Source organism: Microbacterium sp. Se5.02b (assembly GCF_019464375.1).
Taxonomy (GTDB): Bacteria; Actinomycetota; Actinomycetes; order Actinomycetales; family Microbacteriaceae; genus Microbacterium.
Window position 1 is genome coordinate 3,042,165 of record NZ_CP080491.1, and the last position, 14,382, is coordinate 3,056,546.

The 14,382-nt window shown below is 68.1% G+C and carries 12 protein-coding genes, 1 tRNA gene and 1 pseudogene; 7 read left to right on the forward strand and 7 right to left on the reverse strand.

Annotated features, from left to right (window positions below; genetic code table 11):
• Positions 1-40: 40 nt before the first annotated feature.
• Positions 41-1,048: a TadA family conjugal transfer-associated ATPase gene (locus K1X59_RS15150; protein ID WP_183150686.1), complete on the reverse strand. Its 1,008-nt coding sequence runs from the start codon at positions 1,046-1,048 to the stop codon at positions 41-43.
• Positions 1,049-1,449: 401 nt separating this feature from the next.
• On the opposite strand from K1X59_RS15150, the gene acs reads away from it, so the two are divergent.
• Positions 1,450-3,417 carry an acetate--CoA ligase gene (acs, locus tag K1X59_RS15155; protein ID WP_220173546.1) on the forward strand — a complete coding sequence of 656 codons (1,968 nt, stop codon included), beginning with the start codon at positions 1,450-1,452 and terminating at the stop codon, positions 3,415-3,417.
• An 89-nt stretch (positions 3,418-3,506) separates the two neighbouring features.
• Here the strand turns inward: acs and K1X59_RS15160 are convergent, their stop codons facing one another.
• Together K1X59_RS15160 and K1X59_RS15165 are read right to left on the reverse strand one after the other, a co-directional pair.
• A complete protein-coding gene (locus tag K1X59_RS15160) occupies positions 3,507-3,965 on the reverse strand; it encodes a RidA family protein (RefSeq protein WP_220173547.1) in 459 nt (152 codons plus the stop codon).
• Positions 3,962-4,186 carry a hypothetical protein gene (locus tag K1X59_RS15165; protein ID WP_183150688.1) on the reverse strand — a complete coding sequence of 75 codons (225 nt, stop codon included), beginning with the start codon at positions 4,184-4,186 and terminating at the stop codon, positions 3,962-3,964. The genes K1X59_RS15160 and K1X59_RS15165 overlap by 4 nt, the downstream gene beginning before the upstream one ends.
• 89 nt (positions 4,187-4,275) lie before the next feature.
• Here K1X59_RS15165 and K1X59_RS15170 point away from each other — a divergent pair, with 89 nt between their 5' ends.
• The 6 genes and pseudogenes from K1X59_RS15170 to K1X59_RS15195 all read left to right on the forward strand — a co-directional run bounded on the left by K1X59_RS15170 (position 4,276) and on the right by K1X59_RS15195 (position 10,086).
• A complete protein-coding gene (locus tag K1X59_RS15170; protein ID WP_220173548.1) occupies positions 4,276-6,834 on the forward strand; it encodes a penicillin-binding protein in 2,559 nt (852 codons plus the stop codon).
• The gene (locus tag K1X59_RS15175) at positions 6,825-7,766 is read left to right on the forward strand and encodes a metallophosphoesterase (protein ID WP_183150689.1); all 942 of its coding nucleotides are present in this window, start codon (positions 6,825-6,827) and stop codon (positions 7,764-7,766) included. The genes K1X59_RS15170 and K1X59_RS15175 overlap by 10 nt, the downstream gene beginning before the upstream one ends.
• Before the next feature lie 57 nt (positions 7,767-7,823).
• Positions 7,824-7,900, forward strand: a tRNA-Pro gene (locus tag K1X59_RS15180).
• Between the two features lie 66 nt (positions 7,901-7,966).
• On the forward strand, positions 7,967-8,443 hold the full coding sequence (locus K1X59_RS15185; protein ID WP_183150690.1) for a VanZ family protein: 477 nt from the start codon (positions 7,967-7,969) through the stop codon (positions 8,441-8,443).
• Positions 8,440-9,194 (forward strand): annotated as a pseudogene (locus K1X59_RS15190) (HAD-IIB family hydrolase). Before K1X59_RS15185 ends, K1X59_RS15190 begins: the two are co-directional and overlap by 4 nt.
• A gap of 49 nt (positions 9,195-9,243) precedes the next feature.
• Entirely contained in the window at positions 9,244-10,086 is an 843-nt protein-coding gene (locus K1X59_RS15195) for a DUF1295 domain-containing protein (protein ID WP_183150691.1), read from the forward strand.
• Between the two features lie 27 nt (positions 10,087-10,113).
• On the opposite strand, the gene K1X59_RS15200 is transcribed toward K1X59_RS15195, so the two are convergent.
• The 4 genes from K1X59_RS15200 to K1X59_RS15215 form a co-directional block, all read right to left on the reverse strand.
• Positions 10,114-11,373 (reverse strand): alpha-hydroxy acid oxidase, encoded by a 1,260-nt coding sequence (locus K1X59_RS15200; protein ID WP_183150692.1) that lies wholly within the window; start codon positions 11,371-11,373, stop codon positions 10,114-10,116.
• Positions 11,342-12,106 carry a FadR/GntR family transcriptional regulator gene (locus tag K1X59_RS15205; RefSeq protein WP_220173549.1) on the reverse strand — a complete coding sequence of 255 codons (765 nt, stop codon included), beginning with the start codon at positions 12,104-12,106 and terminating at the stop codon, positions 11,342-11,344. Before K1X59_RS15205 ends, K1X59_RS15200 begins: the two co-directional genes overlap by 32 nt.
• Positions 12,107-12,205: 99 nt before the next feature.
• A complete protein-coding gene (locus K1X59_RS15210; RefSeq protein ID WP_183150693.1) occupies positions 12,206-12,859 on the reverse strand; it encodes a thymidine kinase in 654 nt (217 codons plus the stop codon).
• Positions 12,860-12,868: 9 nt separating this feature from the next.
• The gene (locus tag K1X59_RS15215) at positions 12,869-14,341 is read right to left on the reverse strand and encodes a malate:quinone oxidoreductase (protein ID WP_183150694.1); all 1,473 of its coding nucleotides are present in this window, start codon (positions 14,339-14,341) and stop codon (positions 12,869-12,871) included.
• Between the last annotated feature and the right edge of the window lie 41 nt (positions 14,342-14,382).

A 14,382-nucleotide genomic window follows, 5' to 3' on the forward strand; every position in this document is an offset into this window, starting at 1 on the left:
GCACCCCCGCTCGAGCGTTCCCCGCCTCCGCGCAGGCGGATCACCATGGACTCACCTCCTGGATGTCGAGCCGGTCGCCGGTGATCACGAGGCGTCCTGCGTTTCGGATCCGTCGAACTCCGCCCGGAGCGCGGTCGAGGTGGAGCACCACGGTGAAGGCACTGACGCACTGACGCGCGAGTGCGACGGCGTCCATGCCCGCCAGGGCGCCGAGTGCTTCGAGACGAGCGGGAACATCCCGGAGTCCACTGGCGTGCAGCGTGCCCGCCCCTCCGTCATGCCCGGTGTTCAACGCTGTGAGCAGTTCTCGGACCTCTTCGCCTCGGCATTCGCCGACCACCAGCCGATCCGGCCGCATCCGGAGGGATTCCCGCACGAGGCGGGAAAGGGAGATCCCTCCTGCGCCTTCCAAATTGGCCTGACGCGCCTCGAGTGCGACGTGATGCGGATGGCGAGGGCGCAGCTCGGCCACGTCTTCGATGGTGACGATGCGCTCGGTCGGGGGCACCGCCGACAGCAGTGCGGAGAGCAGCGTGGTCTTGCCGGTTCCGGTCCCGCCCGTGATGAGGATGTTCGCCCGCTTCGCGACAAGGTCGAGCAACCACGCCTGCTGGCGCGCTCCGAACGCGCCGAGGGCCGCGAGAGCGTCGAGATCCGCGGCGCGCACCCTGGGGATGCGGATCGACAGAGCGGTTCCCGCGGTCGCGACGGGTGCGAGGACGGCGTGCACGCGGATTCCGGAGTTCAGGCGAACGTCGACGCACGGCGCCTGATCGTCGAGATGGCGGCCGCCGAGGCCGACGAGGGCGACGGCGAGCTCACGGACCTCCCGCTCCGATGCGCGCCAGCCGGCTACGGCTTCGGCCCCATGCCCCCGATCGACGAACAGACCGCATGTTCCGTTGACGAACACGTCGGTGACGGTCTCGTCGATGTGAGCGCGAAGGGGACCGAAGGCGTGATCGAGGCGCAGCGGCTCGCAGGCGGCGTCCGTCGAGAGGGCGACACGCGAGTCTTCCCTGGGCTGGATGACGAAGGAATCTGTCATACCGCGACGCTAGGCGGCGGCGATGAGCCCTGTCTCCAGGCGCTCATCGATGGCTCGAGGACTGTGCACAAGCCGCATCTCCCCACAGCCGGTGCAGGAATTCGGGGCGAGCGGGCGGGCACAGGCGGGAGCGCTCCCAACGGAATGGGCGGCATCTCACGGGGGGAATGAGATGCCGCCCACGGCGGACCACGATTGGGGGAATCGGGCACGCCAAGGCCGGAATGAGATTTCGGCTGTCGTCGAGTGTACGCAAGGCAACCGTCCTGACAAAACCGACGCGACTACCGACTTTCGGCAGTATGCGCTCCCGAGTCACGAGGATAGATTCGCCGTGACCTGGTCGACCACCCCCGCGACCACGCTCGAACGACCCGAATGCCGCAAAGGAGCGCCTGCCGATGAGCAGCCAGATCGACCACCTTCTCGACGAGACCCGGCGGTTCGCGCCATCGGAGGAGTTCGTCGCCCAGACCATCTCGTCGCCCGCACTGTATGAGCGCGCTGCCACTGATCGCGAGACCTTCTGGGGCGAGCAGTCCCGTGAGCTCGTGCACTGGCACAAGCCGTTCACACAGGTCCTCGACTGGACGAACCCGCCGTTCGCCAAGTGGTTCGACGATGGCGAGATCAACGTCGCCTACAACTGCCTCGACCGCCATGTCGAAGCCGGCAACGGCGATCGCGTCGCCCTGCACTGGGAGGGCGAGCCCGGCGACTCCCGCCGTATCACCTACGCGGAGCTCACCGACGAGGTCAAGCGCGTCGCGAACGTGTTGTCCGGACTCGGCATCGGACAGGGCGACCGCGTGGCGATCTATCTGCCGATGATCCCCGAGGCGATCGCCTCGATGCTCGCGGTCGCGCGCCTCGGCGCCATCCACTCGGTCGTCTTCGGCGGGTTCAGCGCCGACAGTCTGCGCTCGCGCATCGACGACGCGGGAGCGAAGCTCGTGATCACCGCCGACGGCGGCTACCGCAAGGGTCGCGTCTCGGCGCTCAAGCCCGCGGTCGACCAGGCGCTGGCCGACCGCGGTGAGGGCGAGCAGCAGACCGTCGAGCACGTCCTGGTCGTCAAGCGCGGCGAGAACGACGTCGACTGGATCGAAGGCCGCGACCTGTGGTGGCACGATGTGGTGCCCGAGGCATCGGCCGAGCACACCGCGCAGGCCTTCCCCGCGGAGAACCCGCTCTTCATCCTCTACACCTCGGGGACCACGGGGAAGCCCAAGGGCATCCTGCACACCTCCGGCGGCTATCTCACCCAGGCCGCGTACTCCCACAAGTACGTGTTCGACCTGCACCCGGAGACCGATGTGTTCTGGTGCACAGCCGACATCGGGTGGATCACCGGCCACAGCTACGTCACGTACGGCCCCCTGGCGAACGGCGCGACCCAGGTCCTCTACGAAGGCACACCGGACACGCCGCACCCCGGACGCTGGTGGGAGATCATCGAGAAGTACAAGGTCTCGATCTTCTACACCGCCCCGACCGCCATCCGCTCGTTCATGAAGATCGGCCGCAGCGTCCCGAAGAAGTTCGACCTGTCATCCTTGCGTCTGCTGGGATCGGTGGGCGAGCCCATCAACCCCGAGGCATGGATGTGGTACCGCGAGGTGATCGGCGCCGGCAAGACCCCGATCGTCGACACCTGGTGGCAGACCGAGACCGGCGCGATCATGGTGTCGGCACTTCCCGGCGTCACCGAGACCAAGCCCGGATCCGCACAGGTCCCCCTCCCCGGCATCTCGATCGACGTCGTCGACGAGCAGGGCGTCGAGGTGGGCAACGGCAACGGCGGACTGCTGGTGATCACCGAGCCGTGGCCGAGCATGCTGCGTGGCATCTGGGGCGATCCGGAGCGCTACCGCGAGACCTATTGGGAGAAGTTCGAGGACCAGGGCTACTACTTCGCCGGCGACGGAGCACGCCTCGACGAGGACGGCGACCTGTGGCTGCTCGGCCGCGTCGACGACGTCATGAACGTCTCAGGGCACCGTCTCTCCACCGCCGAGATCGAGTCGTCGCTGGTAGCGCACGAGGCGACGGCCGAGGCCGCGGTGGTCGGCGCATCCGACGAGACGACCGGCCAGGCCGTCGTCGCCTTCGTCATCATCAAGGAGAGCTACCTCGCAGAACACGAGCCCGCAGGTCTCGCCCAGCAGCTGCGCCTGTGGGTCGGCGAGCAGATCGGCGCCATCGCCCGTCCCCGCGACGTGTACATCGTCGGCGAGCTGCCCAAGACCCGCTCGGGGAAGATCATGCGACGTCTGCTGCGCGATGTCGCCGAGGGGCGCGAGGTCGGCGACACCACGACGCTCGCGGACACCGCGGTGATGAGCATCATCTCGGCGCAGGTGAAGTAGGTCCGTCGCCGCAGACGACGAACGCGCCTCCCCGACACGGGGAGGCGCGTTCGTCGTTCCGCGATCGACACGGATGCCGTCACGGCGCGTCAGGCGAGGATGAAGGTCACCTCGACCTCGACGGGGCTTCCGAGGGGAAGCTCGGCGACTCCGACGGCCGCGCGAGCGTGGCGTCCGGCGTCGCCGAAGATCTCGCCGAGCACCTCGCTCGCACCGTTGACGACGCCGGGCTGACCGATGAATGCGGCAGCGGAGGCGACGAATCCACCGACGCGGAGCACACCGGCGATGCGATCGACGCCACCCGCCGCGTCGGCGGCCGCGGCGAGCGCGTTCAGCGCACAGGTGCGCGCATAGGCCTTGGCGTCTTCCGCCGAGACCTGCGTGCCCACCTTGCCCACAGCAGGCAGCGTGCCGTCGACGAAGGGCAGTTGACCCGAGGTGTAGACCAGCCCGCCGTGGACGACGGCCGGGACGTAGGCCGCGACAGGTGCCGCGACGGCGGGAAGCTCGATGCCGAGCTCGGCGAGCCGGGCGGCGACGCTCACGCCTGCCCTCCCTCGAACTGGCGGGCAGCCTGCTCCGCGGCGGCGAGTCCCGCGTTCGCCGAGGCGTCGGTGGTCACGGGGCGCTTCAGGTAGGCGACGAGCCCTCCCTCGGGGCCCTGCACGACCTGCACCAGCTCCCAGCCCTGCTTGCCCCAGTTGTTGAGGATCGCAGCGGTGTTGTGGATCAGCAGCGGCGTGGTGAGGTACTCCCACGTGGTCATGGCACTCCTGTCGATCGGGGCGCGACACCCTGATCCGGGGCCGGGCTCGTCAAAGGTGGTATTCAGGGAACTCCCCTACGATCAAGCGTATGCCCCAAAAGAATCGCACGGTGAGAGGCGTCCTCGGCGGTCTCGTCGGGCTCGTCGGTCTGAGCGCCGTCGCCGGACTCCTGGTCGCCGCCAGCGTCACCCCCGTCTTGACGATGTCCGGACTCGCCGGCGCCCAGGCGCTCACGCTCTTCGACGAGCTCCCCGAGGTCCTGCAGGTGGACAACCCCATGGAGCAGTCCACGATCTACGCGACCGATCAGGACGGCAAGGACATCGCCCTCGCCTCGTTCTACGAGCAGAACCGCGTCCCCGTCAAGTACGACCAGGTCTCCCCTGTGCTGTACGACGCGATCCTCTCCAGTGAGGACAAGAGCTTCTACAGCCACGGCGGCGTCAACGTGGGCGCCACCATGAAGGCGCTGATCGACAACGTCCGCGGAACCTCCAGTCGCGGCGCGTCGACGATCAGCCAGCAGTTCGTCAAGAACGTCCGCATCCAGGAGTGCGAGCAGAACGTCGACACCACCTCCGACACGTATTCCGAAGAGCTGCAGCAGTGCTGGCGGGATGCGACCGAGGCGACGGGCGCCGACGGCATCGAGCGCAAGCTGCAGGAGATGCGCTACGCCATCCAGATCGAGAAGGACTACTCGAAGAACGACATCCTTCTCGGTTACCTCAACATCGCGAACTTCGGCGGCACCGTCTACGGCATCGAGGCCGCGTCGCGCTACTACTTCTCGACGACGGCGGCGAACCTGACCGTGGCACAGGCCGCGACCCTCGCCGGCATCGTGCAGAACCCGAACACGTACCGGATCGACAAGAAGGAAGGCACCTGGACCAACAAGGAAGGTGTCGCGCAGAACAGCGAGGCCGACGGGTACGCAGGGACGAAGGATCGCCGCGACTACGTGCTCGGCCGGATGCTCGCCGACGGCAAGATCACTCAGGCGCAGTACGACGAGGCCAAGGCCGCTCCGATCACGCCCGCGATCAAGGTTCCGACGCAGGGCTGCGGCGGCGCGGGCCCGAACGCGTACTTCTGCCAGTACGTGAAGTCCATCGTCGAGAACGACGAGGCCTTCGGGGCGACGGAGCAGGATCGACGCGATCTGCTGCGCCGCGGCGGGCTCAAGATCTACACGTCGCTCGACTTCCGCATCCAGAACGACGCCGCCCGCACGATGGGCGAGATCGTCCCCGCGAACTACGACAACAACTACTTCGGCGCCGCCGGGGTCTCGATCGAGGTCGGCACCGGCCGCATCCTCTCGATGACGCAGAACACGCAGTTCGTGGAGACCCCGACCGACGACCTCGCCAAGACGTCCCTCGTCTTCGCGGGTGACCAGTTGCACGGCAATTCCGGCGGCTTCCAAGTCGGATCGGTGTACAAGCTCTTCACCCTGATCGACTGGCTCGAGAAGGGCCATTCCGTCAACGAGGTGCTCAACGGCCGCGTGCAGACCAACCTGAAGATCCCCGTCTGCACCGTTCCGCAGTCGACGAACACCAAGGAGATCGGCAACTTCGGTGGGGGCGGCGGCTCCACGGGGTCGGTCATGAACTTCACGCGCAACTCGCTCAACAGCGGGTACTTCGCCATGGCGTCGAAGCTCGACATCTGCGACATCAACAAGGTCGCCGACCGCATGGGCGTCACACTCGCCAACGGCAAGAAGGTCACCGACGAGAACGTGCCGTACGACGTGCTCGGCCCGAAGAACATCTCGCCGATCGCCATGGCCGGCGCCTACGCCACGGTGGCGAGCGGTGGCACGTACTGCACGCCGCGAGCGATCGACCGCGTCGTCGGCCCCGACGGCAAGGAGCGAGAGCTGCCGGCGGCGGCGTGCACCGAGGGCGTCATCTCCAAGGAGGTCGCGGCGACCGCGGCGTACGCCCTGCAAAGTGTGATGAACGGCGGCACCGGCAACCAGGCGAACCCCTACGACGGCACGCCCCTCATCGGCAAGACCGGAACACACGACCGCTGGTCCACGATGATGATCGAGTCGAGCACGAAGGTCACCACCGCCGTGTGGGCGGGCCGTTGGAAGGGCCAGGCCGACATCTATCAGAAGTGGGCGGGCAACTACCAGCTCAACGCCATGCGGTATCCGCTGGCCAGGGCTGCACAGGCGGCCGCCAACGCCGCGTACGGGGGCGACAGGTTCCCCGACGCGGACCGCAACCTGACGCGTCGCGTGGTCACCGAGGTACCGGACGTCGTCGGCATGACGATGGATGAGGCGAGATCGACGCTGGAGAGCCGCGGCTTCTCGGTCACCAACGGCGCGCCCGTCGAGAGCGACAAGCCGACCAACATCGTCGCTGCTCAGGATCCGTCCGGGCAGGCGGCGGGTGGCGCGACCATCACCATCTCGCCGAGCAACGGTCAGGGCACGACCGTGCCGGCGGACCTGGTCGGGAAATCGCCCACCGAGGCGACGGCGGCCCTCCGAAGCGCGGGGTTCACGTCGATCGACATCGACAACTCCTGCAACCCTCCGAGCGCGGTCGTGGCGTCCACGAATCCCCCACCGGGCACGGCGACGAGTAAGACCACCGGCATCACCGTGACGTGTCAGTAGGCACCGGCCGGACGGCGCACCCGGCCCTCATCGCGCTCGGCGCGGTGGGGGCCGTCGGTGCGGCCGCGGCGGTCTGGGGCATCGGCATCGAGCGTTACCTCTTCACGGTGCGCGACGTCACCGCGCCCGCGCTTCCCGCGGGGTCGAGGCCGCTGCGGATCCTGCACCTCTCCGACGCGCACATGGCACCGTGGCAGCACCGCAAGCAGGACTGGCTGGGCTCGCTCGCCGCGCTGAAGCCCGATCTCGTCGTCAACACCGGCGACAACCTCGGGCACGTGAACGGTCTCGACGGCATCCGCCGCGCGTTCGACCCGCTCGCCGGCATCCCCGGCGTGTTCGTGCACGGATCGAACGATGTCACGGCTCCCTCCCCCAGGAACCCTCTGCGGTACTTCCTCGGACCGTCGAAGAAGCATCACGAGCCCGCGCACCTCGACACCGAGGCGATGGACCGCTACTTCGCGGACGAGCTCGGGTGGACCGATCTGAACAACGCTGCAGCGCGGCTCACGATCGCCGGAGCCGCACTCGACCTCTTCGGCGTGAACGACGCGCATCGGGACTGGGACCGCCTCGACGTGCTCCCCGCCGCGATCGCAGCCCTCGGGCAGCGGGAGGCCACGACTCCGATGCTGGGGGTCACGCATGCGCCCTACCAGCGGGTGCTCAACGGATTCACGGACCTCGGCGCGGACGCGATCCTGGGCGGGCACACCCACGGCGGGCAGGTCTGCCTCCCCGGCTACGGCGCCCTCGTGGCGAACTGCGACATCCCGTTGAAGCAGGCGAAGGGGCTCAGCACCTGGACGCACGACGGCCGCTCCGTGCCGCTCAACGTCAGCGCCGGGTGCGGGCACTCCATCTACGCACCTGTCCGTTTCGCCTGCCGCCCCGAGGCGACGCTGCTCACCCTGACCGCACGGAACTGATCGCCCGCCTCGATTCGGCGTGCAGAGCATTTCCCTGTAGACTCGGAGGGTTGCAAACGGGGTGTGGCGCAGCTTGGTAGCGCGCTTCGTTCGGGACGAAGAGGTCGCAGGTTCAAATCCTGTCACCCCGACCAGTGACACCGGAAGGCCGCCCCCAGGGGCGGCCTTCTCTGTATCGGGTTCGCGCACGAAGGGAACGCATGGGCTCTCTGCTCCCCCCGCCGCGCCGTTTCACGCGAGTCTGGGCACTCGTGCTGGCCGTCCCGTTCCTCGCCGGTCTCGCCGCCCTCACGCTCACCCCGTCGCGGATCGAGCAGACGATGCCGAACCTGCTCGACGTGGTCCTTGGCGTGGCCCACCGCCTCGGCTGGTCCTCGCTCGACTTCACACGTCTCGAGATCATCGCGAACATCCTGGTGTTCGTCCCGGTCGGCATCCTGGCGTTCGTGCTGCTCCCCCGGCGCGTCTGGCTGCTCGCCCTGCTGGCGGGCCCCGTGTTGTCCGTCGCGATCGAGACCGCGCAGCGCGTCGCATTGCCGCACCGCGCGGCGACCGTGACGGACGTCCTGGCCAACTCCGCAGGAGCGGTCGCGGGCGTCGCGCTGGCGGTGCTCTGCACAGTCCTGATCGCCCGACGCGACTCACAGGATTCACCTTCTAGGCTGGAGGCATCATGAACGCGCCCGCACTCGTCGCCTTCGACCTCGATGACACGCTCGCCCCCTCGAAGGGTGTGATCGACCCGCGGATCGCCGACCTTCTCCGCGCCCTCCTCCGCACGGTCGACGTCGCCATCATCTCGGGCGGCAACGAGGCGCAGTTCCGTTCGCAGGTCGTCGCACGTCTCGGCGGTGCGGACGCCACAGCTCTCGCACGCCTGCACCTGCTGCCCACCTGCGGCACGCGCTATCTCCGCCACGACGGCACCGACTTCACGTCGGTCTACGCGCACGACCTCAGCGATGACGAGAAGCAGGTCGCGCTGACGGCGCTCCGCGAAGAGGCCGAGCGTCTCGGGCTGTGGGAGGCGGAGCCCTGGGGCGAGATCCTCGAGGACCGCGGCTCGCAAATCACCTTCTCGGCCCTGGGGCAGCGCGCCCCGCGCGAGGCCAAGCACGAGTGGGACCCCACGGGGAGCAAGCGCGGCGCTCTGCGCGACGCCGTCGCCGCCCGCCTTCCTGGACTCGAAGTGCGCTCGGGGGATCCACGTCGATCGACATCACCCAGGCCGGCATCGACAAGGCGTTCGGCATGCGGCAGCTCGCCGCGCACACGGGGATCGCCCTGACCGACATGCTGTTCTACGGCGACCGCCTCGACGAGGGCGGCAACGACTACCCGGTGCTGGCCATCGGGGTGCCGTCTGTGGCGGTGGACGGCTGGGAGGATACGGCCGACAAGCTCGAGGTGCTGCTCCGCACGCTCTGACCTCGCGCCATGTCGCGCCGCGCGCATCGCGGGGCCCTAGCATGGCGTCATGGATGCGCTGCTGATCGTCATCGTCGTCGCCGCGGCCGCGAGCGCCGTGTGCTGGGTCCTGTCCCTGATCACGCGAGACACGTCCTGGGTCGACCGCGCCTGGTCGATCGTGCCCGTCGTCTACGTCTGGATCTTCGTGGTGGGCGCCTTCGCCGACGGCGAGGGTTCCGCCCGCGTGGTGATCATGGGCGTGCTCGCCACGGCCTGGGGGGCGCGCCTGACATTCAACTTCGCGCGCAAGGGCGGCTACACGGGCATGGAGGACTACCGCTGGGCGATCCTGCGCGGCCGCATGCGACCGTGGCAGTTCCAGGTCTTCAACGTGCTGTTCATCATCGTCTATCAGATGACGCTGCTCGTGCTGATCACCCTCCCCGCGATGGTCGCGGCGGAGAACCCCTCCGCCCTCACGGTATGGGACGCGGTGTTCGTGGCCGCGTTCCTGGCGTTCCTGGTCGGTGAGACCGTCGCCGACCAGCAGCAGTGGCGATTCCATCAGCGCAAGAAGCAGGCCGGTGGCACCCTCGAACCCGGGTTCGCGACCACCGGGCTGTTCCGCTACAGCCGACACCCCAACTTCTTCTTCGAACAGGCACAGTGGTGGGCGTTCTACGCGATCGGAGCGACGGCTGCCGTCGCAGGCGGTGCAGGCGTGATCGGCGGTGCGGTGAATCCCACGATCATCGGTCCGGCGCTGCTGACCCTGCTGTTCATCGGTTCGACGATCTTCACCGAATCGATCACGGCGTCGAAGTACCCGGCCTACGCCGAGTATCGCCGGACGACGTCCATGCTGGTGCCGCTGCCACCCCGCACCCCAGCGGTGGCCCCGCAGTCCTGACCACGAGGCCACCGCCGGGTCTCACGCTCAGTGGACGTGAGCCTCGGAGGCCGCGCGTGAGACGGGGACCAGGCGCGTCAGCTGAGTGACGTGACCGGGTTCGAGCTCGGCGAGGGAAGACACGCCCAGCAGGCGCATCGTCCGCTCGATCTCGCTGCGCAGGATCGCGATCGTCCGGTCGACGCCCTGACGACCGCCGGCCATCAGGCCGTAGAGGTAGGCGCGCCCGATCAGCGTGAAGTCCGCCCCGAGCGCGACCGCCGCGACGACGTCTGCGCCGTTCATGATGCCGGTGTCGATCATGACCGTGAAGTCGTCGCCCACCGCCTTGCGGACCTCGGGCAGCAGGTGGAACGGGATGGGGGCGCGGTCGAGCTGGCGGCCGCCGTGGTTCGACAGCACGATGCCGTCGACCCCCTCGTCGCGCAAGCGGACGGAGTCCTCCACGTTCTGCACGCCCTTGATGATGATCTTGCCTGGCCAGATGTCGCGGATGACCGCGAGGTCGTCATAGCTGATCGTCGGGTCCATCGCCGCGTCCAGAAGCTCGCCGACCGTGCCGCCCGTCGTGCTGAGCGAGGCGAACTCCAGCTTCGGCGTCGTGAGGAAGTCGAACCACCACCAGGGGCGCGGGATCGCGTTGATGATCGTGCCGAGCGTGAGCTGCGGCGGGATGCTGAATCCGTTGCGCTTGTCGCGCAGTCGGGCTCCGGCGACGGGCGTGTCGACGGTGAACTGGAGCGTGTCGAAGCCGGCAGCCGCGGCACGACGCGTGAGCTCGTACGAGATCTCACGATCACGCATGACGTAGAGCTGGAACCAGTTGCGTCCGTGCGGGTTGGCGGCCTTCACGCCCTCGATCGACGTGGTGCCGAGGGTGGAGAGGGTGAACGGGATGCCGGCGGCCGCCGCCGCACCGGCTCCGGCGACCTCGCCCTCGGTCTGCATCAGGCGGGTGAAACCCGTCGGCGCGATGCCGAACGGCAACGCCGATGGACCGCCGAGGATCTCCACGCTCGTGTCGACGTCGGGCGCAGGGCGCAGGATCCCCGGGTGGAACTCCACATCCTGGAACGCCTGACGTGCCCGCGTGAGGGAGAGCTCCCCTTCGGCCGCACCGTCGGTGTAGTCGAACGCCGCCTTCGGGGTGCGGCGCTTGGCGATCGTCCGCAGATCGCCGATCGTGAGCGCGGCGTCGAGGCGGCGCTTCCGGCCATCGAGTTCGGGCTTCTTGAACTTCATGAGCTCCAGGAGCTCAGCGGGGTTGGGGAGCTGGCGCTGCACCATGGTCTGCCTCTCGGTTCGGGGATGGGATGTCGCGGGTGAGGCCCGCAGCTGTGTAGTAGCCGGTGATGTGCGTGCGCACGAGGGCCCGAGCGACGTCGACATCGCCGTCATCGATCGCGGACACCAGTGCGCGATGCTCCGCACGCAGGCTCGCTGCCATCGCCTCCCACTCGGGGATCGCGGAGACGCCCGCCTGCACGTACGACTCGATAGAGGACCGCAGCCCGGCCATCATCGCGGCGATGACCGTGTTGCCGCTCGCCTCGGCGAGGGAGAGATGCAGCTGGGCGTCGAGCGCGAGGAACTCCGCCGGCGCGAGTTCCGGGGCGTCCATCGCCTGGAGCAGCTGGTGAGCATGCGCGGTGTCGCGCTGCGGGGCCGCGGCCATCTCGGCGACGACGGCGTCTTCGAGCACAAGACGCGTGCGCACGACATGGTCGAGGGGGAAGCCCTTCGCGGCGACCTGCAATCGGAGCAGGGCCGACATGCCCCCGGTCGGCGTGGCGATGACGATCGCGCCGGACTGTGGGCCCGACCCGGTCGCGGTGCGGATGAGACCCATGACCTCGAGCACGCGGAATGCCTCACGCACGCTCGATCGGCCGACGCCGAGAGCGGTGGCGAGATCGCGCTCCGAGGGGAGACGGTCACCCGGCCCGAGGCGACCGTCGTGGAGGTCGCGCTCGATGTGCTCGAGCACGAGCTGCCATGCGCGCGTCGGCTGGTCGGCCATGCGTCCTCCTGTGGTCTGACCACAGGGTACCGCGTGTGGTCAGACCACGCAAACGAGCGCACCCCGCAGACGGGATGCGCTCGGACGACGTCGAAGGGGTCAGCCCAGGCGGCCGCCGGACTCCTCGAGGTAACAGGTGCCGCACAGCGACTCGTAGGTGGTCAGCTCCGGCGACGCGGTGCCGACCGCACCCTCGTCGATCGCGACCTGATCGCCGTCGAACACGAACCGTCCGCCGACGACTCGGCCGTTGAACACGGCCTTCCGCCCGCAACGGCAGATCGTCTTGAGCTCCTCCAGCGAGTGCGCGATCGCCAGCAGACGCGCGGACCCGGGGAACGCATGCGTGAGGAAGTCGTTGCGGATGCCGTACGCCATGACCGGGATACCGTCTTCCACGGCGATACGGAAGAGGTCGTCGACCTGGCTCGGCGTGAGGAACTGCGCCTCGTCGATGAGCAGACAGGCCACATCGCTCGGCCTCCCGGGGAGCAGCGCGTCGTCCGACGCATGCTGCAACCGCTGCCGGTGCTCCGCGAACAGCACGCGCGCGTCGTCGCCGGGAGCGATCAGGAAGTCGACAGGGCGGGTGACGCCGAGCCTGCTCTCGATCTCCGACGCGCCCTTGGTGTCGATCGCCGGCTTCGCCAGCAGCACGTGCTGCCCGCGCTCCTCATAGTTGTACGCCGCCTGGAGCAGGGCGGTCGATTTGCCCGAGTTCATCGCGCCGTAGCGGAAGTAAAGCTTCGCCACGGTGCGACCTCAGACGTTGATGCCGAGGGCCGCGGCGGTCGCTTCGGTCGACTCCTCCGCCAGCGCCGCATCATCGTTCAGCTTCTTGCCGAAGGTGGGGATGAGCGCACGAAGCTCGGGCTCCCACCCGGGATACTCCGCCGGGAAGCACTTCTTGAGCAGATCGAGCATGATCGGCACGGCCGTCGATGCACCGGGCGAGGCTCCGAGAAGACCGGCGATCGACCCGTCGGAGGCCGCGACGACCTCGGTGCCGAACTGGAGGATGCCACCCTTCTTCGGGTCCTTCTTCATGACCTGGGCACGTTGTCCCGCGTCGATGAGCGTCCAGTCCTCATCCTTCGCCGTGGGCATGAACGTGCGCAGGCTGTCGACCTTCTTGGCGTGATTCTTCAGCAGCTCGCCGACCAGGTAGGTGATGAGGTCGGGGTTCTTGACGGCGACCTGCAGCATCGGCAGCAGGTTGTGCGCGCGCACCTGCGACACGATGTCGAGCATCGAGCCGTTCTTCAGGAACTTGGGGCTGAACGTCGCGAACGGCCCGAACATGAGCGAGGACTCACCGTCGACGACACGCGTGTCGAGGTGCGGCACCGACATCGGCGGCGCGCCGACCGACGCCTGGGAGTAGACCTTCGCCTTGTGCTGCGCGACGATCTTCGGGTTGCTCGTCTTGAGGAACTGGCCGCCGATAGGGAAGACGCCGTAGCCCTTGATCTCGGGGATGCCGGAGTTCTGCAGCAGCTTGAGGGCCCAGCCACCGGCGCCGACGAACACGAAGCGCGCCCTGACCTCGTTCGGGGTGTGCCCGATGCTGTTGCGGTACTTGACCAGCCAGGTGCCGTCCTTCTGCTTCTTCAGGCTGCGCACCTCGTGGTTCGTGCGCAGCGTGACGCCGGAGTCGGTGAGGTGGTCGAAGAGCTGGTGGGTGAGCGCGCCGAAGTCGACGTCGGTTCCGGCCGGCACCCGGGTCGCGGCGAACGGCTCACCCTTGCGCCGATGCTGCATCAGCAGAGGCGCCCAGGTGTTGATGACGCGGGAGTCCTCGCTGTACTCGATGCCCGCGAACAACGGCTGCTCCTTGAGCACCTCGTAGCGTGCCTTGAGGTAGGCCACGTCTTTCTCGCCGCGCACGAACGTCATGTGCGGGGTGGCGTTGATGAACGTGGACGGCGCGTCGAGCACACCCTTCTCCACCAGCGACGACCAGAACTGACGGCTCTGCTGGAACTGCTCGTTGATCGACACCGCCTTGGCGGGATCGAGCGGGGCATCGCCCTGCTGCGGCATGTAGTTCAGTTCGCACAGGGCGGCGTGACCCGTGCCGGCGTTGTTCCACGGGTTCGAGCTCTCCTGGGCCACATCCGAGAGTCGCTCGAACGCGACGATCTTCCACTCCGGCTGCAGCTCGTGCAGCAGAGTACCCAGGGTGGCGCTCATGATGCCACCGCCGATCAGGACGACATCGACGTTTTCAGTCACCGAACCAGTCTAGTTCGCGGGCGCGCCGCCGCAGACCATGC

Excerpts from the sequence above, each read along its gene's own strand:
- K1X59_RS15150 (WP_183150686.1), bottom strand. The coding sequence starts at position 1,048 with ATGACAGATTCCTTCGTCATCCAGCCCAGGGAAGACTCGCGTGTCGCC.
- acs (WP_220173546.1), top strand. The coding sequence starts at position 1,450 with ATGAGCAGCCAGATCGACCACCTTCTCGACGAGACCCGGCGGTTCGCG.
- K1X59_RS15165 (WP_183150688.1), bottom strand. The coding sequence starts at position 4,186 with ATGACCACGTGGGAGTACCTCACCACGCCGCTGCTGATCCACAACACC.
- K1X59_RS15170 (WP_220173548.1), top strand. The coding sequence starts at position 4,276 with ATGCCCCAAAAGAATCGCACGGTGAGAGGCGTCCTCGGCGGTCTCGTC.
- K1X59_RS15185 (WP_183150690.1), top strand. The coding sequence starts at position 7,967 with ATGGGCTCTCTGCTCCCCCCGCCGCGCCGTTTCACGCGAGTCTGGGCA.
- K1X59_RS15195 (WP_183150691.1), top strand. The coding sequence starts at position 9,244 with ATGGATGCGCTGCTGATCGTCATCGTCGTCGCCGCGGCCGCGAGCGCC.
- K1X59_RS15200 (WP_183150692.1), bottom strand. The coding sequence starts at position 11,373 with ATGGTGCAGCGCCAGCTCCCCAACCCCGCTGAGCTCCTGGAGCTCATG.
- K1X59_RS15205 (WP_220173549.1), bottom strand. The coding sequence starts at position 12,106 with ATGGCCGACCAGCCGACGCGCGCATGGCAGCTCGTGCTCGAGCACATC.